This window comes from Vibrio sp. 779(2023), assembly GCF_033344285.1.
GTDB classification, from domain to species: Bacteria; Pseudomonadota; Gammaproteobacteria; order Enterobacterales; family Vibrionaceae; genus Vibrio; species Vibrio alginolyticus.
Window position 1 is genome coordinate 274,725 of sequence record NZ_JAWPOM010000003.1, and the last position, 26,747, is coordinate 301,471.

Annotated in this window: 14 protein-coding genes; 9 read left to right on the plus strand and 5 right to left on the minus strand. The window is 44.6% G+C overall.

Annotated features, from left to right (window positions below):
* Positions 1-349: 349 nt before the first annotated feature.
* The 4 genes from R8O70_RS06365 (at position 350) to R8O70_RS06380 (ending at position 4,898) form a co-directional block, all read left to right on the plus strand.
* Complete coding sequence (locus R8O70_RS06365; protein ID WP_005373466.1) at positions 350-1,354, plus strand: response regulator; 1,005 nt, start codon at positions 350-352, stop codon at positions 1,352-1,354.
* Complete coding sequence (locus tag R8O70_RS06370; RefSeq protein ID WP_005373463.1) at positions 1,354-1,791, plus strand: PAS domain-containing protein; 438 nt, start codon at positions 1,354-1,356, stop codon at positions 1,789-1,791. The genes R8O70_RS06365 and R8O70_RS06370 overlap by 1 nt, the downstream gene beginning before the upstream one ends.
* Positions 1,792-1,877: 86 nt before the next feature.
* On the plus strand, positions 1,878-3,419 hold the full coding sequence (locus R8O70_RS06375; RefSeq protein WP_161441179.1) for an NAD(P)H-hydrate dehydratase: 1,542 nt from the start codon (positions 1,878-1,880) through the stop codon (positions 3,417-3,419).
* Between the two features lie 435 nt (positions 3,420-3,854).
* The gene (locus R8O70_RS06380; protein ID WP_053304513.1) at positions 3,855-4,898 is read left to right on the plus strand and encodes a GMP reductase; all 1,044 of its coding nucleotides are present in this window, start codon (positions 3,855-3,857) and stop codon (positions 4,896-4,898) included.
* A 146-nt stretch (positions 4,899-5,044) separates the two neighbouring features.
* Here the strand turns inward: R8O70_RS06380 and R8O70_RS06385 are convergent, their stop codons facing one another.
* From R8O70_RS06385 to R8O70_RS06400, 4 genes are all read right to left on the minus strand, one after another.
* Positions 5,045-5,458 (minus strand): hypothetical protein, encoded by a 414-nt coding sequence (locus R8O70_RS06385; protein ID WP_233059819.1) that lies wholly within the window; start codon positions 5,456-5,458, stop codon positions 5,045-5,047.
* Positions 5,458-6,330, minus strand: a complete 873-nt coding sequence (locus R8O70_RS06390; protein WP_318184087.1) for a linear amide C-N hydrolase — start codon at positions 6,328-6,330, stop codon at positions 5,458-5,460. Before R8O70_RS06390 ends, R8O70_RS06385 begins: the two co-directional genes overlap by 1 nt.
* A 470-nt stretch (positions 6,331-6,800) precedes the next feature.
* Entirely contained in the window at positions 6,801-7,127 is a 327-nt protein-coding gene (locus R8O70_RS06395; protein WP_005373454.1) for a hypothetical protein, read from the minus strand.
* Between the two features lie 87 nt (positions 7,128-7,214).
* On the minus strand, positions 7,215-8,906 hold the full coding sequence (locus tag R8O70_RS06400) for an FAD-binding oxidoreductase (RefSeq protein ID WP_005373452.1): 1,692 nt from the start codon (positions 8,904-8,906) through the stop codon (positions 7,215-7,217).
* A gap of 283 nt (positions 8,907-9,189) precedes the next feature.
* On the opposite strand from R8O70_RS06400, the gene R8O70_RS06405 reads away from it, so the two are divergent.
* Positions 9,190-9,663, plus strand: coding sequence for a DUF1842 domain-containing protein (locus tag R8O70_RS06405; protein WP_017635215.1), 474 nt, complete (start codon positions 9,190-9,192; stop codon positions 9,661-9,663).
* 134 nt (positions 9,664-9,797) lie between these two features.
* Here R8O70_RS06405 and R8O70_RS06410 read toward each other — a convergent pair whose 3' ends face one another.
* Complete coding sequence (locus tag R8O70_RS06410; protein ID WP_054576105.1) at positions 9,798-12,971, minus strand: AAA family ATPase; 3,174 nt, start codon at positions 12,969-12,971, stop codon at positions 9,798-9,800.
* 870 nt (positions 12,972-13,841) lie between these two features.
* Between R8O70_RS06410 and R8O70_RS06415 the strand changes: the two genes are divergently transcribed.
* The 4 genes from R8O70_RS06415 to R8O70_RS06430 all read left to right on the plus strand — a co-directional run bounded on the left by R8O70_RS06415 (position 13,842) and on the right by R8O70_RS06430 (position 26,609).
* Positions 13,842-15,140, plus strand: a complete 1,299-nt coding sequence (locus tag R8O70_RS06415; RefSeq protein WP_054576104.1) for a hypothetical protein — start codon at positions 13,842-13,844, stop codon at positions 15,138-15,140.
* On the plus strand, positions 15,133-16,095 hold the full coding sequence (locus tag R8O70_RS06420; RefSeq protein WP_005373444.1) for a formyltransferase family protein: 963 nt from the start codon (positions 15,133-15,135) through the stop codon (positions 16,093-16,095). Before R8O70_RS06415 ends, R8O70_RS06420 begins: the two co-directional genes overlap by 8 nt.
* A gap of 146 nt (positions 16,096-16,241) precedes the next feature.
* Entirely contained in the window at positions 16,242-16,856 is a 615-nt protein-coding gene (locus R8O70_RS06425; RefSeq protein ID WP_054576103.1) for a phage tail protein, read from the plus strand.
* A gap of 120 nt (positions 16,857-16,976) precedes the next feature.
* On the plus strand, positions 16,977-26,609 hold the full coding sequence (locus R8O70_RS06430) for a tandem-95 repeat protein (RefSeq protein ID WP_318184089.1): 9,633 nt from the start codon (positions 16,977-16,979) through the stop codon (positions 26,607-26,609).
* The last annotated feature ends 138 nt before the right edge of the window (positions 26,610-26,747 follow it).

Below are 26,747 nucleotides of genomic sequence, written 5' to 3' on the forward strand. Positions count from 1 at the left end.
GAAATTGTTATTAAAGGCATCCTCTAGCAGGGTGCCTTTTTAGTTTTAGCGCGTTACTGTTTACCCATTATGGAAATGGAAAGAATGAAATTCGAGCAAAAATGGGCTTTGGATGTTAGCTGCAACTTTTTGCTTACTTTGGGTGGAGGAGTTTTACCCATGTTTGTTTTATGTCACTAAACAGCGAATGTGATGCTTGCTTTTTAGTCATTTTGTTCACTCATTCATTCATATTGCGTATGCTTATTGAATAATAAAGAAATAAAAAACTCGTCAGTTTTCTCGTATTACATGCTGTAACAATCTGTTAGACTCCGGCGCAGATTGTGGAATATAAAAAGGTGATTGAATGTCTTTTCCCGTACTCATCTGTGATGATTCAGCGTTAGCACGCAAACAGATGGCGAGATCACTACCAGCCACATTGAATGCCGATATTACGTTTGCTATCCACGGAAAAAACGCGCTAGAAGAACTCGAAAAAAACGAGTTTAAATTGATGTTTCTTGATTTGACCATGCCAGAAATGGATGGCTTTGAAACACTAGAGCACATGCAACGGTTGGGGGATAAAACTCCGGTGGTTGTTGTGTCGGGGGATATCCAACCTAAAGCGAAAGAGCGCGTGTTCGCACTGGGTGCAAAAGCGTTTATTCAAAAACCGATCGCCAAAGATGAACTCAAGAAGGCGCTTAAAGAGTTGGTCGAGCCAGAACCTCGTCCTCAAATTATCACGCCTGTCTCTATTGAGTTACCGATTTTACGTCGTCGCGATATTTACATGGAAGTGGCTAACGTTTCAATTGGTCGAGCAGCCGATGCATTGGCGCGTCACTTTGATGTGTTTGTGCAACTACCTCTGCCGAACGTCAATATCTTTGAAGTGAGCGAACTTCACATGGCCCTACGCGACTTGGCGTCGCATGACAACGTATCGGGTGTTTGTCAGGGATTTTGTGGCGAAGGTATTGCTGGCGAAGCGCTAGTGATTTTGAGTGATTCAAGCGTATCTGATCTCAAAAAGTTGATGAAAGTACCAGCAGACAGCGAAGAGCTAGAAGAGCTTGAGCTGCTAATGGATATTTCTAATATTTTGGTGGGGTCGTTCTTAAATGGTTTAGGCGAGCAGTCTGAAGTCCGATTCTTCCAAAGTCCACCAGTACTCCTTGGTCAGCATATCTCAATTGACTCGATCATTGAATCTACAACTGGAGCATTCAGCCGCACGATGACATTCGAAGTGAGCTACAACATTGAAGGAACGTCGATTCGTTGTGACTTGTTGTTTATGTTTGTGGATGAATCCTTGCCGCTGCTTGATAACAAACTGTCTTATCTAATGGAGGAGTTCTAATGTTGAATATGCCAGCAGAGTTTGAACAATTCCATTGGATGGTGGATATGGTACAAAACGTTGACATGGGCTTAGTGGTCATTGATCGAGATTACAATGTACAGGTCTGGAATGGGTTTATGACTCATCACAGTGGTTTGCAGTCTCATGATGCGATAGGTCGTTCTATATTTGATATCTTCCCTGAAATCCCACAGGAGTGGTTTAAATTAAAAACAAAACCAGTGTATGACCTAGGCTGTCGCAGCTTCATCACATGGCGACAACGACCTTACTTATTCTGCTGTCGCAATGTTCGACCAGTTACGCAGCAAGCGGAGTTTATGTACCAGAATGTTACGTTGAACCCAATGCGCACACCGACTGGAAAAATCAACTCGTTGTTTTTGTCTATACAAGACGCGACGGCTGAAGCTCTGATGTCTCAGAATCAATAGCGATAAAAAACTTTCTCAAAAGCCAAGGTCCGCCTTGGCTTTTTTGTATACTTATAATTGTGTTTCCCAATGCGTAGAACGTGAATATGGACTTTAATCTCGCCCTAAAACTCTACACCGCAGAGCAAGTAAAAAACGGTGAAACGCTGGCTGCGCAAATGGCTGGTGTTTCTATGTATAGCTTAATGCAACGCGCTGGTATGGCCGTGTATGAGCGCTTTTTACATCTGTATCCTAAATCAAAAAATATCTTAGTGATTTGCGGTAAAGGGAATAACGGTGGCGATGGTTACGTATTTGCATCTCTTGCGAAACAAGCTCAACTCAATGTACATGTTTTCCAAATTGGTGATGTATCTGTGCTAAAAGGTGATGCTTTGCGCGCATACCAAGACTGGCAGTCAATCGACGGTGTTAACAATGATTGGGATGAATGGAATACCGCATTGCTAGAAGCAGATGTGATCATCGATGCCATGTTAGGCACTGGTTTAAGCGGTGAGGTTCGTTCGGAGTATCGTCGCTATATTGACCAAATTAATCAAATTCATACCCCTGTGATTGCAGTCGACGTTCCTTCTGGTCTGTGTGCTAATACAGGTGCAGTTTTAGGTGATGCTATTCGTGCCGAGCATACTGTAACCTTCATTGGGGTTAAGCAAGGCTTATGCACTGGACAAGCGAGAGATCGAGTTGGCGAGCTCTACTTTTGTGGTTTAGGCGTCAATACTAAGTTTGATACTATCGAAGTAGAAAGTGCATTAGGTATTGATCATCAGGTTGTTTCAAGATTAATGCCCAAGCCAAATCCAACGGTCCATAAAGGTGACAACGGGAAGTTGCTTTGTGTTGGTGGCAATCAAGGGATGTCTGGGGCGATTCGTTTATGTTCCTCCGCAGCGATTAGAGCCGGAGCGGGTTTAACTGCCGCAATTACTCACACGAGTAGCCTTATTCCACTGCAGGTTGGTTGCCCAGAAGTAATGAGCCAGAGCATCACCACTGACTTGCTCAGGGATACTGAGAACGACTTAACTAAACGCATACGCTGGGCTGACGTATTAGTGTTTGGTCCTGGCTTTGGAGATGATGAGTGGGCTTATCAAGCCTATCAATATCTGGCTCAAGAGCAGAAACCTAAAGTTGTTGATGCTGATGGCCTCAATATTCTAGCGATGCTGAGCCAGCGATGCGATGGCACTCTAGTGTGCGACAACCATCGAGTGATCACGCCGCATCCTGGAGAGGCAGCTCGACTACTAAATGTAACCATTCAACAAATAGAAAGTGACCGATACTCTGCTGCAAGACAACTGCAAGAGCGTTATGGCGGTGTAGTGGTTTTAAAAGGCGCGGGGACGCTTATTTACGATGGAACGAGAATGTACGTCTGTCTAGCGGGTAACGCCGGAATGGCGACGGGGGGAATGGGAGATGTGTTATCTGGAGTCATTGGTGCATTACTAGCCAAAGGTTTACCAATTTCTGTTGCCGCACGTTTAGGTGTGGTACTTCACAGTCATGCTGCTGATATAAACGTGAGTCAGAATGGTCAAATTGGTCTTTTGGCAAGTGATGTCGTTAGCACTCTTCGTACCGCTATCACCCAAGAGCTCTATCGAAATTAATTAGATTTCATGCATTGCTGAGAAAATTGGTCGATTTTTTTAGTACTTTTTTACGAATTAGCAGGGCATCTTAGTATTAGGTGATTGAGTTTTAGGCAGATTTGAGAGGTGATGCGTTTTAATTTTTAAGATATGACGCAAAGGTTTGCGCAATGGGTTAACTTAAGTGCTTTCTCAAGTTGTTGATAGTTATAAATAATAAGAGGTTTTGGTGACTTGGGGAGCGTTTTTGATATGCGATTTTCAAGATGGTATCACAAAAAAAATTCAAATATCAGACTTGTAGGAAATAAATCACAGCCTATAATGCTGAAAACCGGAGCGTCTGCCAACGCTCCGGTTTTTTTGTGTCCGAAGAACAGTGAACTCGTCTGCCAACGAAATCACTACGCACTCTGAAATGACACATATACATATGAATCAAGGAATTACACAATGCGTATCGAACAAGAACTTAAGTTAGGTTTTAAAGATGTACTGTTTCGCCCGAAACGTTCTACCCTTAAGAGCCGTTCTCAAGTAAATTTAACCCGCGATTTTACATTCAAGCATAGTGGTCGTCAATGGTCTGGTGTGCCAGTAATCGCAGCAAACATGGATTCGGTTGGTAGCTTTGCAATGGCTAAAGCGCTGGCTGAGCATGGTGTAATGACCGCTGTTCACAAACATTACACGGTAGAAGATTGGGCTGAGTTTTCTAAATCAGCAGATAAAGTAACCATGAATAACGTTATGGTGTCTACGGGAACATCTGACGCAGACTTCCAAAAAACCAAAGACATCATGGCACTTTCAGATGAATTTATTTTCATTTGTATCGACATTGCAAATGGTTACTCAGAGCATTTGGTCGAGTATGTTGAACGCGTGCGAGCAGAGTTCCCAGACAAGGTCATTTCTGCAGGCAACGTGGTTACTGGTGATATGTGTGAAGAGCTAATCCTAGCTGGTGCAGACATCGTTAAAGTGGGTATCGGCCCAGGCTCAGTTTGTACAACTCGTGTAAAAACGGGTGTTGGTTACCCGCAGCTTTCTGCAATCATCGAGTGTGGCGATGCAGCGCACGGCCTTGGTGGCATGATCGTCGGTGACGGTGGTTGTTCTTGTGCGGGTGACGTAGCGAAAGCATTCGGTGGTGGAGCGGATTTCGTAATGCTAGGCGGGATGCTAGCGGGTCACGAAGAGTCAGGCGGCGAAGTGATCGAGAAAGACGGCGAGAAGTTCATGAAATTCTATGGCATGTCGTCGAAGAGCGCGATGGATAAGCACTCAGGTGGTGTCGCTGGCTACCGTGCGGCCGAAGGTAAAACCGTATTATTGCCATACCGTGGTAGCGTTCACGGTACTATTCAAGACATCCTTGGAGGCGTTCGCTCAACTTGTACATACGTGGGTGCAGCAAAGCTTAAAGAGCTAACCAAGCGTACTACATTCATCCGCGTTCAAGAACAAGAGAACAACGTGTTCGGTAAAGAGTAAGTCGACTGAATGTAACAAGTGTAAAAGCAACCATACGTTATATCTATAGCAGATAAAACTATACTATATGCAGCTATGAGCCAGAGTGAGATTGATTTCTTACTCTGGCTTTTTGCTTCTCATTTGTTTGCGCTTCAAAATTAACTCTAAGCGATTTTAATAGTTGGTCGAGATTCGACTTGTTCAAACGGTAATGATGTTGTAACTGGCATGAGCTGTAAAACGCTTGAAATCTGACAGTCTCTATTTAACCCAATATAGTCTTTGACATTAGCGACTCGCCAAGTCATGTCTCCGTAAGTACGCAGATAGAACGCGGGTGATTGATGACTGTTATGTCTAATAACGCTCCATTGGGTAATATCACTAAAAAAGACTTCAGGGTTATCGGATGTCTCAAACTCATTCGCCATGATGCCCAAAGGTATATCAACGCGATTAAGTAGCTTTTGTCCGAGTGAGAAGGCTTCGTCGAAGTTAGTTGGTTGTTCGCTTAACTGCTTAATTGCATAGGTTTGTACAAATCGAGACGGCGGTGTTGGGTCGGCGGGTAGACCCATCAAGCCAGCGCCATTGATTGAAGTGGGCCAGGCACTTGGACATGACGTTGCATGGTTGCTTCATTGTTCGGTTCTGGGTTGTAGTTGCGCAAATTGGAAAAATAAGAGAGGTGATTGACATGCCAATGGTAATTTGGGCAGTTAGTCATTACTCCAACATAGGAGTGGTCCACAACCACTTTATAATCATCAAAGTCGTATTCGGTACATTGATAGCGTGCTTGCTGATTTTCCTCTTTGCTGAACATATCGCTTTCTTTGAATGCTCGATAGATATGCATATTACCGTTAAGAAACTCAATGACGGCACTGTCATTATTTGCATCGTGAATCACGAAATGCTGGTCCAAAGCCATGTTGTCACTCTCTGTTTCACCAGTTGAAATAGTCGAGTTAAACACGTAAACGGGGTGGGTGGTGAAGTAGGTCACCATCTCGTCCACAGTATTAAACGTAGACAAGATAAAAGTACCAAACAGGCCGCTGCCTAATGCAAAGGCATCATCAGGGATGTGAGAGGTCGATACATTTTGATTGAGAATGGGCAAGTACAGTGACCCAACAGAAAGGCCAGATTCATTAATGCCATCAGCTGTTAAAAGAGGGTTATTATACCGGGTAATGGCATTGCAGTGTATGAAGCTCAACTCTCCCTGCCAATTTGCTCGAAACTCACATTCTTTACTGTGACGTTTTGGCGGCTGACCATTGAAAACACGGTCGGCTTTTCCGTCGGAAGTAAAGGTCGTAATTTGGTAAGTTTGTTGGGCTCTAAACCAAATCTCGGTCTGAAGGTTAACTGCAAACTCCATGGTTCTAGCGGATAAGGTTTGGTTGTTGCAACCATAATTGATATTAACATCTGTACACATAGCCATGCTTTCCGTTGTTTATCTGAATGATGAATATCCAAGAAACCCTCTGAATCAAATGCTTAGAGATTACGTGGATATAGATGAATTGCGCTTTAATAATGGTTTTAGCCATTGAGATAAGCGCATGCTATTAAGTTAAGCATTCAATAAAAAAACGTCAGTAGCAGTTTAGTATCAGTTGATAGAGTTAAAATAAAAAGTGATGTATTAAGTAAAACTCTTTGATCTTAGAAATTAATAATATATTTATTTTTTCAATCTTGGTTACTCTAGATTTAAAGTTTATTTTAAAAGTGATTTGTATTTATTCGATTATCTTGCAGTGGTGATATAAAGTGAGAACATAAAGTTAACAATTTCAGATTGTGATTGAAAATGGGGAGAGTCTTCAATCCAAATACCGAGAAATGAAACTGCCCGAGAAGTTGTGCAACTGTCTCGGGCGAAGTGATGAATCAGGTGAGCAGCTATAAAGTTTTCTCACAAGAACCGCTAAGTGGTGGAGATATTTTTAAATTATCATTAAAGATTTCTACAACGACGGGGCCTTTATTTTCATCTTTTGCATAGTATGCACAGGACTTGTCCCCAGTATAGGTTTTACCTGCCTTTTTGAAACTGTAATACCAGGAGTCATGGGTAGCGGCACCGGATTCAAAACTAGCAGATTCAGATTGTTCGCCAATATTCAAGTCGAAATGAACCTCCATTTCCGGAGAGTCTTTAAATCTCACATATCCGGTGATTTTATCGTTGGAGTTATTTTTAACGTAAAATGAACCCTTAGTTGTCATAATTTTTCCTCTTTTTTAATTTCTATACGTGATAGAACGGCCAAATGACGTTCTGTTAATATATGCTTTTTAAGATGCATATTGATGTTAAATGATGGTCTTATTAGTTCTAAGGTGATTAAACTTATCCTTAGCGTATTTTTCTTTTATACCGATTAAGTCGCGGTAGCTTCGATCAAAATAAACGCTTGTCGGAATTGCCGGATCTTTAAAGCTGATGAAGGCACCATAGGTTCCCGGTATATCAGCTTCTCTGGCTTTATCAATCCAGTCCATGGCTCTGTTTACATCAACAAGTACTGGGTTATTTTGTAGTTCTAGTTTTTGCTTTATCTCTTCATTCCACCAGGTTTGGTATTGGACTGTATATTGACACTGGCGGTAGGGGAAAGATATGTCTTCAAGGTCGTCTGAGTGATGATAAAAACCGCCAGTGATCGCCCCTAAGGTTACGTAACTAAATAGCCCTTGATCGCGGTTTTCTGGCTTTATCAAAGGTGAAGTTAAGCTTTGCAAAAGTGCAGTATAGCCTTCTGGTTTAAGACCTCGCTCTGACACCAATCGCGAAGTGATTTTGTGAGGTGCTGGGGCGTCATAATCGGGAGGGAAAGGAGAACCGTTTTGACACAAAGAATCGCGCCCCCATGTGCTCATCAGGGAGTGATCGTATTTCTTCCCGTCAAAGTCAGTGCCATGTGCTTCATAGACTTGAACTAAATCAGGGAAGCAAGCGCCAAATTGAACGGCTATAAATTGGTGAAGATCTTGTTCTGTTCCTTCCCAGTAGCCATACATGGTGCAGTGATGGCTGATGGTTTCAATATCACAGTGGTTAGATGATTCAGGCAGAGCATCAATTTGCAAGTTGGTGCCAAGAAGTTTAGGCGTATCGAGGCTTTTTATAGCCTGCTCCCAATTTTTTAGCACATCTATGGTAGGGTGCGTTGGTATTGGCTGAAGCATACCGTTGATTTTTGGATAGAGGTTCCACTGAAGCTCGAAGCGGTGGATCTCTTTGGGTAAAGGGAATGTTTTTACGCGTAGCTCGGTAACAATGCCATAGCTCATGCCTCCGCCGCCTCTTAGTGCCCAAAATAGGTGAGGGTTGGACTCTGCTGAGACTTCTGTGATCGTACCATCACCCAATACCACGGTTGCACTCACTAGGTGCTCACAACACATGCCGTATTTTCGCGTCCAAGGGCCCCATCCTCCGCCTTGAATATAGCCAGTCAACCCAACTGTGGCACAGGTTCCATGTGCAATCATTCGATCATGCTCTGCAAGTTTTGGTGTCAGTTGATAGAAGCGATAGCCAGCACCAATGGTGGCAATATTGTCACACAATTGGAAGGTCTTAATTCTGCTCACGTCAATCAAAATGACGTTGTCACCACTGCATTCACCTGCGTGATCATGCCCTCCTGAGCGAACACGAATCGGGAGATTGAATTGAGTTGCTGTTAGATAGGCTTGCTGAACTTCTTGCGTACTTTCGCACATGACAATGACAAAGGGTTGGTGTTGATAGCGAGTATTGAAGATGAGTGACTCGACTTGATATTGGTTCAAACCGGGAACCGGTGAAACCGTGTTTTCAAGAGGTGTCAGTAATCGTTCTTTAGGAAAACCGCACTTATCCATTTTCTGAATAAACAGTTTGGCATTATTGACTGAGATTGAGTACGCGCTAAGTACAGCGAGGCGTTGTATTTGAGGGTTAGGGTGCTGTTCTACCACTTGGTTTTCTTTCGTTCCCTGCATCCATTCATGTTCCATTATTTTTTCCATTTGGCTTATGTATTGAATAGTTGTTCAAATATTAAACCAAATGCATACATTCACCATATCAGTTTGGTATCAGTTGTTCTGTACAAATCGCCAAAAGCATCAGCGAGAGAGCAACAATATCTGGTTGATGAAAAGAACGATCGGCATCTGCGTGACCGTGGATAATTTATGTAGTCAAGTAGATCTGAGCCTAAATTGATACTGAACCAGAATGACGTGTTATCTACATTGAATGGGTCACTAACGACAATAAATTCAGTTGGAGAACACAATGAAAATGGACTCAAAAGAATCACAAGCAATTTTTACTGCTCATTATCAAATTGGTAACGGCTTACCTGGAGGAGTGAGCTTCGATGTTAATCTACTCGTGGCCAGCGAAGACAAATCAATAGTGGGTAAAGGACATATCTTTCAGGCCGTTAACCCACCGTTAAATGTGGTGTCTGATCTCAATGGTAGTTTCAACTATCAATGCACGATGGGTGATTGTCATATCATGGTGACGTTGCAGGGCTACCAGCCTTATCTAGGCATTGCTCCTTTAGGAGCTGATCTTCATAACGTAACGCTCAACCTCCTACTTAATGATGATTGGAAGTCAGGCGTGGCATTCTATCGATATAAAAATAGTTCAGGTAAATGGATTGAAGCAGCAAATCAACGCGTTACTCTACTTTTGCCTGAGCATGTTCCTAGCATCGAGAACTTTAAGGTGGAGCAAAATGATCTTGCGCCAGCATAAATCTCATCAGCGATGACACTGTGCCAAAACACAGATATTCGATGGTTTCGAATATCTGTGTTTGACGAGGTAAATCGAGTAAACACGATGACTTGAAGGTGCAATTAATCGACTTTCTTCGTTTATTGAATATTTCATGGTTGAGTAGATGTGGAGAGCCAATGGTCGAGCTCATCAACACTTATTTGAGCCTGATTCAGTTGATGCTTACGCGCGGCCTGATTGAAGTTTAACAACTCAGAGACGGAGCTGGACTGGTCGAGTAAGGCAAGCATCAGATTCGCTTGTTCAATATAAAAATCACCCCATGGATGCGGATCTTCTTGGGTGAAGTTAGACAGCTTATCGCGATATTTTCGAAGTAGCGTAGGCTGCTTATACTGCCACGCTACTTGGATTCCTTGTTGGTAAAAGCGTAAATAATTATGACCAACACAGGTAGATTCTAGCCAAGCCTCACCAGTGCGCAAAGCGGAGAGGGCCGTTGATTCATCGCCACAAATAAGTGCCTTGGTAGATACGAGCCAAGGACCAATAAAATTGTGTAGCTTATTGATATGAACAAGATCTAGAGCCGTGTCGATGTCCGAAAGGGCTTTCTCCTCTTTTCCCTGATACCAGTGCAATCTTGCACTGGACTCCAAAAGAAAAGCGACAAATCGATGAGCATTAAGCTGTTTTGAAAGTTGTAGAGCGGTCGAGATTTCGTTTTCAGCTTGCACCAAGACATTACGGTCGAGAAAGATCCATGCAGCCGTAAGCCTAGAAACAATTTCTGCTCGGCGGTTTGCCGTGAGATAGGCAAGATTCGAGGCATGCTGAGCCTGTTTTAGTGCTTCGTCAGATTGCAGTTGATAGATCATCACTGTTGCCAGCATGTAGCGATTGGCAGTTTCAATCGAAAGCAACTGATGCTCTTCACACAGTTGCAAACACTCGGTTAAGTACTCGTATGAGCGAGCCATTTTTCCTTGTGCGTAGGCACAATCACCGAGGCCGCCAAGCGATTTTGCTTTCGCGCGAAAACAGTTTGCTCGTTGACTGTAATCTAATGCAAGTAAATGTTCTTTCTCACATTCGTCTAGCTGCCCAGTGGGGAACAGCATATTACCTCTCATCGAGTGAATTTCACACAAAGATTTATTTAACGTCAGCTTTTCGCACAGGGCTTGGGCTTGGTCTAAAATCGACATCGCTTGTACAAAGTTGTCGGTTAAACGGTAGGGGTTAATGAGGTCTAAATAGTATTGAACACGTTCAGAATCATTTTCTGTGTGATGAATCGCTTGCTCAAGAACCTCAATACTCTCTTTGATGCGTCCCATCGAATACAGGCAGTTTCCTTTCATATTTAGTGCATACGCCATCTGTGCTTTAGGTGACTCTTTAATAGCGTATTCAATAAGAGTCAGTGCTTTTTCAAATTGATAATTGCTCAGGTAATGTTTGGCGGTCTGGTCAAGAACAGTAAATACACCTTCGCCCTTGGCATGATTGATATGGACTGCATATAAGAACCGATCTCGGTTCTCATACCATTTTGCGCAGGCCATGTGTATTTTTGAACACTGTGACTTGTCTATTTGACGGAAAACAGCATTACAAATCAAATCATGATGGAAAAGGTATTGATCGCCATTGAGTTTTACTAAGCCAGCGTCGACTAACTTATCTGGTACGTAGCCGGGAATTCGAGTGATTTCACGCAGTTGCTCCAGTTGAAAGTACTGCCCCAACACAGATGCAGTACAGAGTGCTTGGCGATCTTGGGCTGGAAGTTGAGCTAATTGTATCGAAACTAAATGTTCCAATGACTCCGGAACGTCTTTATCAAACTGAGAACAAAGTAGTGTTTGGCGTAAGTATAGAGGATGGCCTTTCGCAAGCTTTATACAGTCATTGATATGTTTATTCTGTTGGCATGTGATTGAGCAAGCTAACTCGTAAGACTCTTCAGATGATAACTCCCTAAGTTCGATTAGATTCACGTTGGCAAACCAAGATTGTTTGGAACTAAGTCGTTTTTGCTGCCTAAACGTCAGAAAGAGTAAAATATTGGTGTTTGTAATATAAGGTAGCAGTGTCTCAAGAAATGCCAACATTACCTCGTCGGCCCAATGGACATCTTCAACAATAATCAAATGCGGTTTGCTGGTCTGCCGTTGTTGAATTAAGAAAGGGATAGATTGCTCTATCGTTTGTTTCAGCGTTTGGAACTCCATTAAGTTCAGCAGCTGTTTTTCTGATTCGTTGAGTGTTACCCCCATTAACCAATAAAGGCAGAGATGGAAAGAAGAGGGAATTGATGACTCGACAGTCTGCTGACGAATAGAATCATCGGTATCTTCACGAGTAAATGAACAAATTGCCCGAGTGAATATATTTTGAGGGGACAAGAGATCAGCACTGCCATGATTCAGGATTTGAATCTCTGTGGTTAAACACGAAGAACGACTCAAAGACGAAATGACCTGGTTGAGTAGGCTGGTCTTTCCTATCCCTGCGGTACCAGTAATACAATACGTTTGGCCTGCTTCTTGTTTTTGCCATCGCTTGATTCCGCTATTCAATGTTTCTAGTTCAAGTTTACGCCCTACGAAACAGTCAGTATGGTTTTGGTGTAAGGATACAAAATGCCAGTTGTTGAAGTCTGGCTCTCCTGTTAGAAAAGGTTTTATTGGTCTGGCACAATTGGACGAGATAAAGCAAGGACAAGCAGCTATTTCTCCCCAAGGGATTTTAACTAGGATTTCATTGATTGGGGTTATCGCATTCGGATGTTCCGATAGCTCAGTGATTCGATGCATGTATTTCACATTGATAAAAGACCGAATCGAAGCCGAAAGAGCAACCTTTAATTGAAGGGCTAGTTGTCGAATTCGCTCAAAAATATATTCGTCCGATTCCTGTAAAGACCAAGTAAGAACAAACGTTCGGTTTTGTATTATGGGTGTAGTGTTTTGGCTGAGAAGTAAGGTTTGCAGAGCCTTTGCGGTCAAATCACACTTTGCTTCGATTGCAAAAATAAAAAAATATGGTGGTGATGAAGATACATTTGTAAATAATGGTTCTGAGGCCCGATCTATTAAAAGGTCCTCTACGGGGACAGAAAAGTATTCCGCGAGATTGGATGCGGTACGATACAGCACATTCGCCCCAGACTCTGCTCGCTTTATAGAAGCAATAGATACGACAAAACCCTGTTGAAAGCACTCTTCCGCCAGTTTTTCTTGGCTCAGTCCTAATTTCTTTCTCAGTTCTTTGAGTCGTAATACGTTGAGTGGAATTCTTCCATCCCTATTTGCCATATTTCACTCCGTTGTAACGTATAGCTTTTCCCAGTAAACCTGAATCGATTGGATATGTTGAGTGAATAAATTTATCTTATTTCACCACATATATAATACTAGTAGTTAAAATGTTATACACGAAAATGAAATGGGCATTTTAATCTTCAGACCACCTTAATTCATTGTTGTATTAGTGGTGTTTTGTTATTAATAATTTTGATATTTATCGTTGTGAGTTCATGTTTTTCTTAATAAGTTTTTTGAAATATCTTTAAACTTATATCTTTTAAAAGATTGCACACTTTCAACTTATATTGGACGGCATTAAGCTTTAAAAATTAAATCCTTTAATTTTAGAGATATAAATTGACAATCTTATTTTTAGTGTTTTTTTTGATCTCTATTCTGGCTAACTAATTTTTTCTAGTCTATAAATCAAATATCGGCAATTTCAAAATAACTGCCGACAAAATTATTTTAATTTCAATATTATAAATAGTTGGCTTTATACAATGGATATTGGCTTTTTCTGCCTGTTAAATGGCTCTCATATTACACCACACTTGAGTGCCGCGCTTACCTCTATTAAGGAGACTGCGTGGCTGCCATATGTCAAACGATCTTGTCATCGAGGGGATTGGCAAGCGCTTGCCTTAGAAGAATCATATCGAAAGGCCTATTACCCTAACTATTTACTACTCTCTGAATTTACAGGATTGGAACTGTTTTTATCTCAATTTTTCTGCCCAATTTTGTCAGTACGGTTTATGAAATTAGATCCGTGAGCTCAGATATTATAACGCCGAGCTTATGGCGTATGTTTTTCTCAAGTACAGGCTTGTTTACATCATTCACTACTGCTAAAGCGGCAATTGAGGTTCATGAATTATGCAAAAGGGCTCACCTATAGAATTCTACCAGCAACGTCCTCAATCTCGTGAGACGATCGGTGTTGAAGAAGTGCAGCAACAAACTCAACAGTTTGGTTTTGCTGAACCCGAAATGGATGAGCTGCTTAAGTACTCATTACGGACTCAACTTGAGGCTATGCTCCAAACCCAACTCAGCACGGCTGAACGCCGACGACAACTGAAAGAGAGTTTCGCTGCGGCAGTTGAGCTCGTATTGAAGGAGACGAAAGTTGAGCACCGAACACTGGTGCAAGCCTTTCAGACCATGTATGGCAACGCTTGCCAATCTCTTTCTCTGGCTAAACTCACTCAAGAGGAACTGACCCGACAGTACATTTCCACGTCTGGGCTGGTGATGTCCCCACTTAACTGTAAACACACCATCAAAGATGTGTACCGAATTAAAGGCTTTGCGTGTGGTATAAACAAAGCTATCCAACATATGCTTGCCAACAAGTCACAGGTTAAAGTGCTTTATCCAGCTTGCGGCCCCTTTGCACCATTGCTGCTGCCTTTACTTGCTCACTACAAACAAAGTGATCGAATTAGCGCAGAGCAGCTTCAGGTGACACTAGTAGATATTCACCCCGGAGCCATTAAAGCACTCAATCAATTGATCGCGGATCTCGATATCGCAGACTACATTGAAGCCTTAGTGGAAGAAGATGCTACCCAATTTTCGCCAACTCAAACGTTTGATCTCCTGATACTTGAAGCGATGCAGCATGGCTTTAGTCGGGAAGGGTTCCTCAGCATCGCGAAACATTTGGTTCAATATTTACATATTCAAGGCGAAATGATCCCCAATCAGGTATCTGTGCGCGCCATGATGGTCATCGGGGAGACGGAATTTAATCAACAATGGGAAAAAGCAGAGTATGCACATTCCAACCATTGCCAGCCGGAAGCGATCGATGATCGAATTGATCTGGGAGAAATTCTTAACGTCAATAAAGCCATGTTGCTCAGAAGCGAGATTTTTGAGCTAGATGGTGGAATAAAAATGCTGCAAGGCAACACCATTGAGCTGCCGAAAGATGTGCCAGATATGGCAAAACGTATCCTCGCCATTTACAGCCATATCGATACTTACGGAGATGCGATGGTCGGACAATACGACTCTGGTATTACCCATCCTAAACCCGACATGACTTTTTATGTGGATGCCAAGCCCAAAGCTGTTGAACACCATTACTTTGAAGCGAAGGGAGGGGATAAGGTCAGTTTCTATTATCAGTTAACCGGATTGCCAGGTTTTGTCGCCACCCATGGATGATTTCGATATGCAGCAAAAATACGTCGTTTTTACAGGAAGTTGTTACGCCTTGCCCATCATTCAGTTGTTGGCACAACAGCATAAATTGGCGGGCGTGGTAGTACCGGAAGGAGAACTAAATCCTGACTTACAGCAGCTACAGAGCTATCTGAGCGCTCAATCGATTCATATTGCTCAGTATACCGCCAATGACAGCAGTGCTTTGATAGCGCAACTCGATGTTTGGCGAGTCACGGATGGCGTTATCTATTTGTTCAGGCACATAGTTCATTCCTCGCTGTGTCAGTTTTTCAACGGAAACTTGTACAACATTCATCCGGGAAAGCTGCCCGAGTATCGAGGCCCGATGCCTCTCTATTGGCAATTAAGAGAGGGTTTAGACACCTTTAGCCTCACCCTGCATCGTCTTGAGGCATCGGCTGATTCCGGCGCTATAGGAATGGAGTTAGAGGTACCATTTCACCCGTTTGAGACCTTAACCAGTGCTCAGCAAAAAGCGTCACAAATGACGGCTAAGCTGATGTATGACTTCCTCATCGCGCAACAAAAGCAAGGGCTGGTTTGGCGTGAACAAGTATCAAACCCCAACGAAGTGGCACGAGCAGTAAACCAACATGATCTGCACCTTCGTTGGAACGTGCAAACGAGTCGCGAAATCGTCAACTTAGTGCGAGCAGGCAATCATGACTTCGGTGGTGCGATGTTGAGCTTGCCAAGTGGTGTCGCCAATGTTTTGCAAGCAAGCGCAATGGAGACTTCTTTAGTCGGTGTTGAGGCGGGGAGAATTCTCGAGATCAGCCCACAACATGGGTTACAAGTGAAAACGTTAGATAGCGCCATATCAATAGATGTTATTGCTACACCGCAAGGCGTGTTTTCGGGTTATCGCTATGCGCAAATGGCTGGGCTAGATGCTGGGATGTCATTGCTCCAGCACGCTTCTGCTTGTGAGTAAATAAATATCTCAATACGGCTCTTTGCGGCAGTGATGAAGCCCGTAACGGTATTTAGTAATGCGAGATTGGAAAGTTTTAACCAACCACACCAATTTCGTTATGGGCTGGTTTTAACTTAAGTGTATACGTTGAAAGGAAGAACAGTATGGCTACAGAACCGTATCTTGGGACACTAACCGCATTTGGTGGCAATTTTGCAATTAGAAATTGGGCAATGTGCTCGGGGCAAATGCAGGCAATTGAAGATAATCCAGCGCTCTTCTCTCTAGTTAGCACTCTATACGGAGGTGACGCCCGAACTACCTTTGGTTTACCTGATTTGCGTGGCCGCAGTCCAGTTGGTGTAGGCACACGACCTGGGGGGATGGATTATCATCAGGGAGAAAGATTGGGTACTGAACTGGTAACTATTGATATAACTCAAATGCCAGCACACTTACATACGGCAATTTTTACCCCTCTTGGCACTTCTGCACCTGTAACAGGCAGGATGAAGGTTGCTACCAATGCTGCAAATACACAGGTACCCGATAGTAATTCGTATATAGCGCAAAACTCTACCCCCGGGTTCTATAAACCGACGTTTCAGCAACCAGATTTGACCGAGATCGAAGGCTTAAGTGTGTCTGGTGGTGGCTCGGGCGGAGGTACTGTAGCTGTGACTGAAACAGGCGGTTCAATGCCACTTAATATTTTGAGCCCGGTATTGCCGATTAATTGGTTAATTGCCACTGCGGGAGTATACCCACCACGCAGCTAATCAACCAAGAAAGAATTGGCTGAAACTATCGCTAATCCTTTCCTATAAAAAAATTAAACATTTAAGTTGATTATGATAACCCGGCTATGTTGATAAGGCCGTCATCTTCAGGAGAGGAAAATGAGATTACGTCGTCAGGTAGCGATCGCAATTACAACAGCATGGGTGTCCTCAGCGTTTTTTTCCGGTGAAGCCTGGGCTGCACAGCAAACGATTAACTACTCTAATGGTTCAGGTTCCAGTTTTAGTGAGGTGGAGACCGGCGTCACTGGGGGTATGCCCTCGGTCACTCTTACCAATGCAGGTGCTGTGTCTATGGTATTAGATGCCGGCAATAGCACTGATAGCACTCCGTTTACTGGCCTAAATGACCTCGGATTTGTAGCTGGTGTTCTTTACTCAAATACCATGATTAATGAGTTCAACAATCGTGGCTTCCGCTTTTTTGAGAAATCAAGTACTAACTTCAGTTTCGACGAAATTACCTTTATGCAGGGGTCGGCGCGAGACTCAGATAAAACGTATCAACTTGTGTTAACTGGCTTCTCTAATGATACTCAAACAGTGACCGAAACTGTCACCTTGCCAAAAGGTGGTGAAGCAAACTCAGGGTTACAGGACTTGTTTACCCTGACCCGTGGTACAGATTTTAATGATTCGGCATGGCAGGACGTTGATACAGTGACTATGGCGTTTACCCGAAGTCCGGGTGCTGACTCTCGTTATCTTATCAGAAGTATCAAGATTGATGACGCTGCGGTTTCAGACTCTACCGCGCCTACTTTTGTCAGTGCGAGCTCAACCCCCACTGATGATGCAACCAATGTTTCTGTTAGCAACAACATCGAGATTGCCTTCGATGAAAATATTGAGCTGAAGAGCGGCAATATTACCATTCGTAATGTTACCGACAGTCGCGACTTTGAAGTATTTAATGTTGCCACCGAAAGCGATGGCAAAACAACATCACCAGGCGCTGGTCGCATCAGTGTTACCAACAATAAAGTTTACTTAAACCCAACCAGTGATCTGGCAGGGAACCGGACCTACGCCATTCATATTGAATCCAGTGCCGTGGCTGACAGCGCAAATAATAGCTTCGCTGGGATCAGCGATGATGCCACATTTAACTTTACGACAGTCGATACTACGCCAAATGCGCCATCTACACCCGATTTAGATGCTAGTTCGGATACCGGGTCATTAAATACTGATAATATTACCAGTGACACTACACCAACGTTTAGTGGGACTTCTGAGAGTGGATCGATCGTTACTTTATACAGTGATCAAGTCGGTGGAGGTGCAACGGTTATTGGCACAGGCACTGCTACTGGAGGAAACTGGCAGATAACAACCAATGAGTTGGCGTCTGGTATTACACATGCAATAAGTGCTAAAGCGTCTGATAGCGATGATAATGTTAGCTCGGCATCCAACGCGTTAAGTGTCACCATTGATACAATAGCACCATCCGTAGTGAGCATTACCACGCCGATTGAGGCTGACAGTATCGTCAACGCTGCAGAAGACAACGATGTGTTGATCGCTGGCTCCGGCGCGGAAGCAGGCAACAGCGTGACCGTGACTATCACAGACAATAACAGCTCTGTCAGTCGTACGGTGACGGCCGACAACTCAGGCAACTGGACGCTGAGCGGCAGCGAGCTGGATGTCAGTGGCCTGAACAATGGCACCCTGACGGTGTCTGCAACCCAAGCAGATATAGCAGGTAATATCTCCACCGCAGCTAGCCAGAGTGTTACCCTAGACAATGCAGCCCCATCAGCAGTGACCATCACCACGCCGATTGAAACCGATGGTATTGTCAATGCGGCAGAAGACAACGACGTACTGATTGCTGGCTCCGGCGCGGAAGTAGGCAACAGCGTGACCGTGACTATCACGGACAATAACAGTTCTGTCAGTCGTACGGTGACGGCCGATAACTCAGGCAACTGGACGTTGAGCGGCAGTGAGCTTGATGTAAGTGCGTTTAACAACGGCACCCTGACTGTGTCTGCAACCCAAGCAGATATAGCAGGTAATACTTCTACCGCAGCCACCCAGAGTATTACTCTGGACAATGCAGACCCATCTGCTGTAATCATCAATACGCCGATTGAAACTGATGGGGTCGTCAATGCGGCAGAAGACAACGACGTACTGATCGCTGGCTTCAGTGCGGAAGCAGGCAATAGCGTGACCGTGACTATCACGGACAATAACAGCTCTGTCAGCCGTACGGTGACGGCCGACAACTCAGGCAGCTGGACGTTGAGCGGCATTGAGCTTGATGTCAGTGGCCTGAACAACGGCACACTCATAGTTGCTGTGACGCAATCGGATACGGCGGGTAATACCTCCAGAGTGACCACCCAGAGCATTACCTTAGATAACGCCGCACCATCAGCTGTGACCATCACTACACCGATTGAAACCGATGGTATTGTTAATGCAGTGGAAGATAACGATGTGTTGATTGCTGGCTCCGGCGCGGAAGCAGGCAACAGCGTGACCGTGACTATCACGGATAACAACAGCTCTGTCAGTCGTACGGTGACGACCGACAACTCAGGCAACTGGACGTTGAGCGGCAGCGAGCTGGATATCAGTGGCTTGAGCAATGGCACCCTGACTGTGTCTGCAACCCAAGCTGATATAGCAGGTAATATCTCCACCGTAGCCACCCAGAGCGTAACCCTAGATAACGCAGCGCCATCCGCTGTTACCATTTCCACGCCGATTGCAATCGACGGTATCGTCAATGCGGCAGAAGACAATGATGTGCTGATTGCTGGCTCCGGCGCGGAGGCTGGCAATAGTGTGACCGTGACCATCACGGACAATAACAACTCAGTCAGTCGTACGGTGACGGCCGACAATACCGGGGCTTGGACGACTATTGGCAGTGAGTTTGATGTAAGTGCGTTTAACAACGGCACCCTGACGGTCGCGGCGAGCCAGAGCGATGCGGCGGGCAACACCTCCAGTATAGATAGCACAACAATTACGTTAGATAACGTGAGGCCAACTGTTTCTTTGAGCAGCTCAGACCTTGATTTGATCTCTGGCGAAACGGCGAGTATCACGTTCACCTTAAGTGAGTCCTCAAGTGACTTTACTGAGTCAGATGTCACCGTCACTGGCGGCAGTTTGTCTAACTTTGCGGGCAGCGGTGACAATTACACGGCCACCTTTACGCCGGATAGAGACAGTACAAGTACAGCGACGATTAACGTGGCGGCAGATTTCTTTACCGATGCTGCCGGGAATAGCAACACTGCTGCGCCTCAACTGTCTATAACCGTTGATAGTTTAGTGCCGAGTGTGACTATCTCCAGTGATAAATTGGCGCTGAAAGCGGACGAAACGGCGACCATTACCTTTACCTTAAGTGAAGCGTCGAGCGATTTTACCGAGGCGGATATCACGGTTAGTGGCGGTACTTTGTCTGGTTTTGCTGGCAGTAGTAGCAGCTACACTGCGACCTTTACACCAACGGAAGAGAGTGCGACGAGCGGTACTATTGAAGTTGCCACAGGCACATTTACCGATGCCTCTGGTAACACCAATAGTGCAGCTACACCACTTTCCATCAGCGTCGATACTGTGCTTCCAACCGTTAGTATCACTAGCTCCAGCGCTGCGTTGAAAGCGGGTGAAACGGCAACACTCACGTTTACCTTGAGTGAAGCCGCAACTGATTTTTCCGAAGCCGATGTGACCGTGGCTGGAGGAACTCTTTCTAACTTTGCGGGCAGTAGCGCCAGTTACACGGCTACCTTTACACCTGCAGAAGAAAGCACTGAGGATGCAACTATTGATGTTGCAGCCGAGAAATTTAGCGACGCAGCTGGCAACCTCAATACAGCAGCGACTCAGTTGTTGATCTCAGTGGATACGGGGATCCCGACTGGACATAGCATCAGCATTGATCAGGAGAGCATTAACAAAACCAACGAACAGGCGATGAGCTTTACCTTCGCAGCAGCTGAAGTGAACGCGATGTTCACTTATAGCGTGACCGACGGTACCACGACCATTGACGGCGCTAGTCAAACAATTTCTTCGGAGACCATGCAAGTAACGGGCATTGACGTCACTATTTTGCAAGAGGGGACGTTGACAGTAAGCGTGGTGGTAACCGATGCCGCAGGCAACGCATCTGATGCAGTGACGGATACTGTGACCAAACGCTACGATGTCGCGCCAACGGTAGTTGATGATAGCTTCTCGACTGAGGAAGATACGGCGAAACAATTTAATCTGTTAGCCAACGATTCCGATGTTAATGATGACATGGTCGCTTCTTCTACAACGATTAAAACGCAACCAATTAAAGGTCAGGTGTCGATCAGCAACGGCGTTGTTACCTATACGCCAAATAATAATGAGACAGGCACAGATAGCTTTACCTATACCGTGAAAGATGCCCTGCTGCAGGAGTCGCAAGAGGCGACAGTGACCGTCACTATCATGGCTATAAATGATGCGCCAGTCGCTAAAGCGCTGACCATCAACACCGACGAAGATACCGCAAGCGCAGCAGTCAGCGCGCGTAGTCAAGCGGAGGATGTTGAAGATGGCATCCCAACGGGTGATTTATCGTTAGTTAGTTTGCCTCAAAAAGGACAAGTAGCCATTGATCAAACTGTAGGCACTTTTGTATATACGCCGAATCCGAATGAAAATGGTAGCGATAGCTTTACTTACACGATCGCAGACAGTGAAGGCGGCGTTTCTCTTGCGGCCACGGTCAGCGTCAATATCGGTTCCGTCAATGACTCACCAGTAGCGGAGGAAGACAGTTTTACTTTTGATGAAGATATCACATCGACACTCGATATTTTAAGTAACGACAGTGATATTGAAGATGGGTCATTCACCCCGAGTAGTATTACCCTGCAAGATCTTGGTCAAGGAGAGGGGGTATACAGTTTTGCCACGGTCAGTGTCAATGTCGATGGGACCTTAAAGATTGTGCCAACAGCGAACGTTAATGGTCAACATAGCTTTACCTACATGCTAACCGATAGTGGTCAAGCAGCCTCAATGCCTGCAACCGTCACGCTCAATATTACGCCAGTGAATGATGCCCCCGTTGCTGTTGATAACAGTGCACAACTACTAGAGGGAGGCTCCTTCGAGGTCAATGTATTAGGCAATGATAGTGATGCCGATGTTGGAGACAGTTTTGAACTCACTAGTGTCACAGTCGTCGATACGCCAGCACATGGCAGTGTGAACGTGACGGCGTCAGGAGCGATTGTTTACAACCCCAATGAGAACTACTTCGGTGAAGATAGCTTCACCTATACGGTGGCAGACTTAGCAGGTGCTGTATCTAACGCCGCAACAGTGACCATGACAGTAACACCAGTCAACGACGCACCAATGGCGCAAGCACAGTCACAAACGCTTGATGAAGACAATAGTTTGGTGATCACGCTGGTTGGTTCAGATATTGATAACGATGATGACACTCTGCAGTATCTTATCACTGAGCAAGTCAGTCATGGCGTGCTAGAGCAGTTGACCAATAATCGTTGGCGCTATACACCAGAAGCGGACTTCAATGGCTCCGACTTCTTCTTGTTCAAGGTCAACGACGGTGATCTCGACTCGACAGAGGTTCGTGTCGATTTGACGGTTAATGCAGTCAACGATACACCAACCGCGACCAGTGTCAGTGCTACGGGAGAGGAAGAAATACCGCTGACCATTACTTTAAATGGTAACGATGCAGAAGGCTCATCTTTGAGCTATCAAATTGTAAAATCGCCAGTCAACGGTAATGTTACCGTCACAGGCAATCACGCGGTTTATACGGGTAACAGTAACTTCTTTGGTCAGGACAGTTTCACTTACAGCGTAAGTGACGGAGAGCTTACCTCTGTAGTGGCGTTAGTGACCATCACAGTGAATAACGTTAATGACTCGCCAGTGATTACGGGTACTCCATCGGCGCAAGTGGATGAAGATAGTGTGTATCAGTTTGTGCCCGCCGCATTGGATAATGACCCAGCGGATACTCTGACCTACTTGATAGCTAACAAGCCACCTTGGGCTACATTTGACAATACAACAGGAGCGCTTTCTGGCACGCCAAGTAACCGTTATGTGGGGACTTATCCAGATATCGTGATTAGCGTATCCGATGGCACTATTTCTTCCTCATTGTCAGCGTTTTCGATTACTGTGAATAACGTTAACGATGCACCCGTTATCTCTGGCTCACCAGCAACACAAGTGAATGAAGACAGCACCTATTTGTTCACGCCACAAGTGTCAGATGTTGACAGCCAAGCCTTCACCTTCAGTATCGTGAACAAGCCATCTTGGGCTAGCTTTGATGCATCAACAGGCACGCTCAGTGGTACTCCAGATAATGGTGATGTTGGCAAATATCAGGGCATTGTTATCTCGGTTTCTGATGGTCTCACGACAACAATGCTCAATAGATTCAGTATTGTGGTTAACAATGTCAATGACGCGCCGATGATCAGTGGCACTCCTGCTCTTACCGTCAACGAAGGCAGTACGTATCGCTTTGCACTGCAGGCATCGGATGTTGATAGTAGTAGCTTGAGCTTTTCAATCCGCAATAAACCATCATGGGCAACCTTTGATAGAGTAACTGGGTTGCTAAGTGGTACGCCGGCAAATGAGCATGTTGGCAGCACCAATAATATTGTTATTAGTGTCTCAGACGGTGAGCTAAGCACATCTCTAGCAGCGTTTAGCATCACGGTAATCAACGTCAATGATGAGCCAGTGGCGGTTAATGATACCTATGTCTTTACCGAGAGTAACGATGGTAGCTACTTATTGGATGTACTCAGCAACGACAGCGATATTGACCTAGATACATTACAACTGGAATGGGTTAAACCTACATCTGGAACGGCAACGATTGTGGGCAGTCAAATCCAATTGGTAACGACCTCAATTGGTACAGTGGCAGTGCAATACAGTGTGAAAGATGGTAATGGTGGAAAGGCCACCGCGAAAGCAATCGTGACAATTAAAAGTGCGCAATTGGACGCACCAACAATAGTCGCACCTTCAGATATCGAAGTGAACGCAACTTCGCTCTTTACTAAAGTTGCATTAGGCTCTGCTGTGGCACGAGATAGTACAGGCAAGCTATTACCTGTTTCATTGGTCGACAGCACGACCTTTTTCCGACCTGGAACTAATACGGTCTATTGGCGCACTCAAGACTCTGATGGAAACGTCGCTGAGGCTAGTCAAACGGTAACAGTGTATCCACTGATAAGTATCTCCAAAGATGCGCAAACCACGGAAGGCACCAATCATAGCGTATCGATACACCTTAACGGTCCTTCGCCGAGCTACCCAGTAATCATACCTTATACGGTTTCAGGAAGCACGGACAGTGATGACCACACGCTCACCTCTGGTGAAGTGGTGATACCTAGTGGTACCGAAGGCAAACTTTCGTTCGAACTACTTAATGATGAACAAAATGAGGGCGTTGAAACCTTAGTGATTGATCTGGACAGCACCCTTAATCTAGGTAGTAAGCGTCGTTACACCTTGACAATCTTTGAAGAGAATGTGGCTCCGAAGGTCACGGTAAGTGTATCTCAGGCGGGGGAGCAGCGGAGCCAAATTGAAAATGGTGTTGAACCGGTCACAATCACGAGCAGTGTTAGTGATGCCAATATGTCCGATATACACAGTTTCAGATGGAGTAGTGATAGCGATGTACTTAACCAAGCGATTGCGGGGCAGATGTACAGCGAAACATTGACTTTCTCTCCGCAATTACTGAGTTCAGCGATTTACAATTTGCAATTGACAGTTACTGACAATGGCACTCCACCATTATCAGTGACACGGAATGTCTATTTAGAAGTGGTACAAACATTGGCGGAGCTCGGGAGTGAAGACAGTGATGGCGACTTAATCCCGGATGATCAAGAAGGTCATAATGATAGTGATGGTGATGGTATTCCTGATTATCTTGATGCAATTTCTGACTGTAACGTAATTCAACAGGTTGTGTCAGAAAAAGATCGCTTCCTCATTGAGGGGCAGCCAGGTGTCTGTTTACGCAAAGGAATAACCATTCTGACTAACGCAACAGGAGGAGCTTTATTGCTGGATGAGGAGCTTCCTAAAGATATCAACATGAAGAGCATAGGGGGAATCTTTGATTTTGTAGTAACTAATTTGCCGCTGCCCGGCCAAAGCTATCAATTAGTTTTGCCTCAGCGTTTACCTGTTCCAGCAAATGCAGTGTACCGAAAGTATAACGCTGAACAGGGGTGGATAGACTTTATTGAGGATGCTCAAAACACGGTTTCTTCTAGTGCTGGCGAGGCTGGTTATTGTCCGCCACCAGGGCACAGTTCATGGTCACAGGGTCTGACTGAAGGTGACTGGTGTGTACAACTTACCATTGAAGACGGTGGTCCGAACGATGATGACGGATTGGCTAATGGCAGTGTCGTTGACCCTGGCGTCGTTGCCGCTCGTGTAAGCAATAATACACTCCCTCAAGCGATTGACGACAATGCGTTTGTTAGTCTCAATGGTACGGTGACGATCGATGTATTGAGCAATGATGCTGATGCTGATGGTGATGGGCTGAAGGTAAGTCGCGCTTCTGTAGATATTGGTAGTGTTAGTGTGGTTGATAACAAACTAAGTTATGTCACTCAACCACAGTACTACGGGGAGGCTTTGATCACTTATAGCGTAACGGATGGTAATGGTGGAACGGGATCGGCGAAGGTGACGGTAAATGTGGTAAACAGTCAGAATCCGAATGCGGTGGACGATAATATTACCACCGATGATCGTACCCCTGTCACGGTTTATGTCCTTGCTAACGATACCGACCCGGATAACGACACATTGAAGTTGGTTTCAGTCCAAGCGCAGTATGGGCAGGCGGTCATGAATGCAGATCAGAGCGTGACCTATACCCCTACCTCAGGGTTTGAAGGCAATGATGTGTTGACATATATCATTCAGGATAGCCAAGGCCTGCAAGACGCGGGGAAAGTTATAGTGACCGTTAAGTTGGTAAGAGATGTAAAGGTTGAAAATACTTCAGCAGGATCATTGGGTGGCATGGTGTTGATGCTTTTGATTTTGTTAGGAGCCATGCAACGTTATGGAAGAAACAGTGCTCTAGCACTAATTGCTGTGTTTAGTTTTAGTAGTCAAGCGGGCTGGTATGTTGATGTTCAAATGGGGTCAAGCCATGCAGATGAGCGTGATGCTGTTAAAGGTGATAACGTAATCTCTACTGACAACACCGGGTTCTATCGCTCTGTCGGGTTGGGATATACTTTTTCTGATCAATGGTCTGGAACTATTCGTTATATTGATATGGGTGAAGGTAGTGCTACATTGCGTAGTGCTACTACTTCACCAGAAGACTATCACGCCAATGTCGCATCTATAGCCCCACTCCTTGTTAAGGGCATGGGCTTCGACATCGGTTATAAGTTCTGGCAATACAATTCATGGTCCGCAAAACTGAGTTTGGGGGGCTTGTTCTGGGATACCGATATTGAAAGTACGTATCAAGGCAGCAAGATAACGACGGAAGTGGATGGTTTTGATGGATATATTGGTGCAGAAGTTGGCTACAACCTCTCAGATAATTGGGAGATCGGTATCCAAGGCGCTCGTTATTTTTTACATGAAAATGATGTTGATATAATTGCGGTACAACTTCGTTATTTTTTTGAGCCGTTAACAGCGTATTAACCTAGGGTTTGGTATTTTTCGATAATTTGTATCCTAAGCGATCATGAAGCGATATGGTAAATTACTGGAGATTAATGTCGTGATTGTGATCTTTATTATATAGGTCAATACTCTATAACAAATCCTTAATTACCTTGA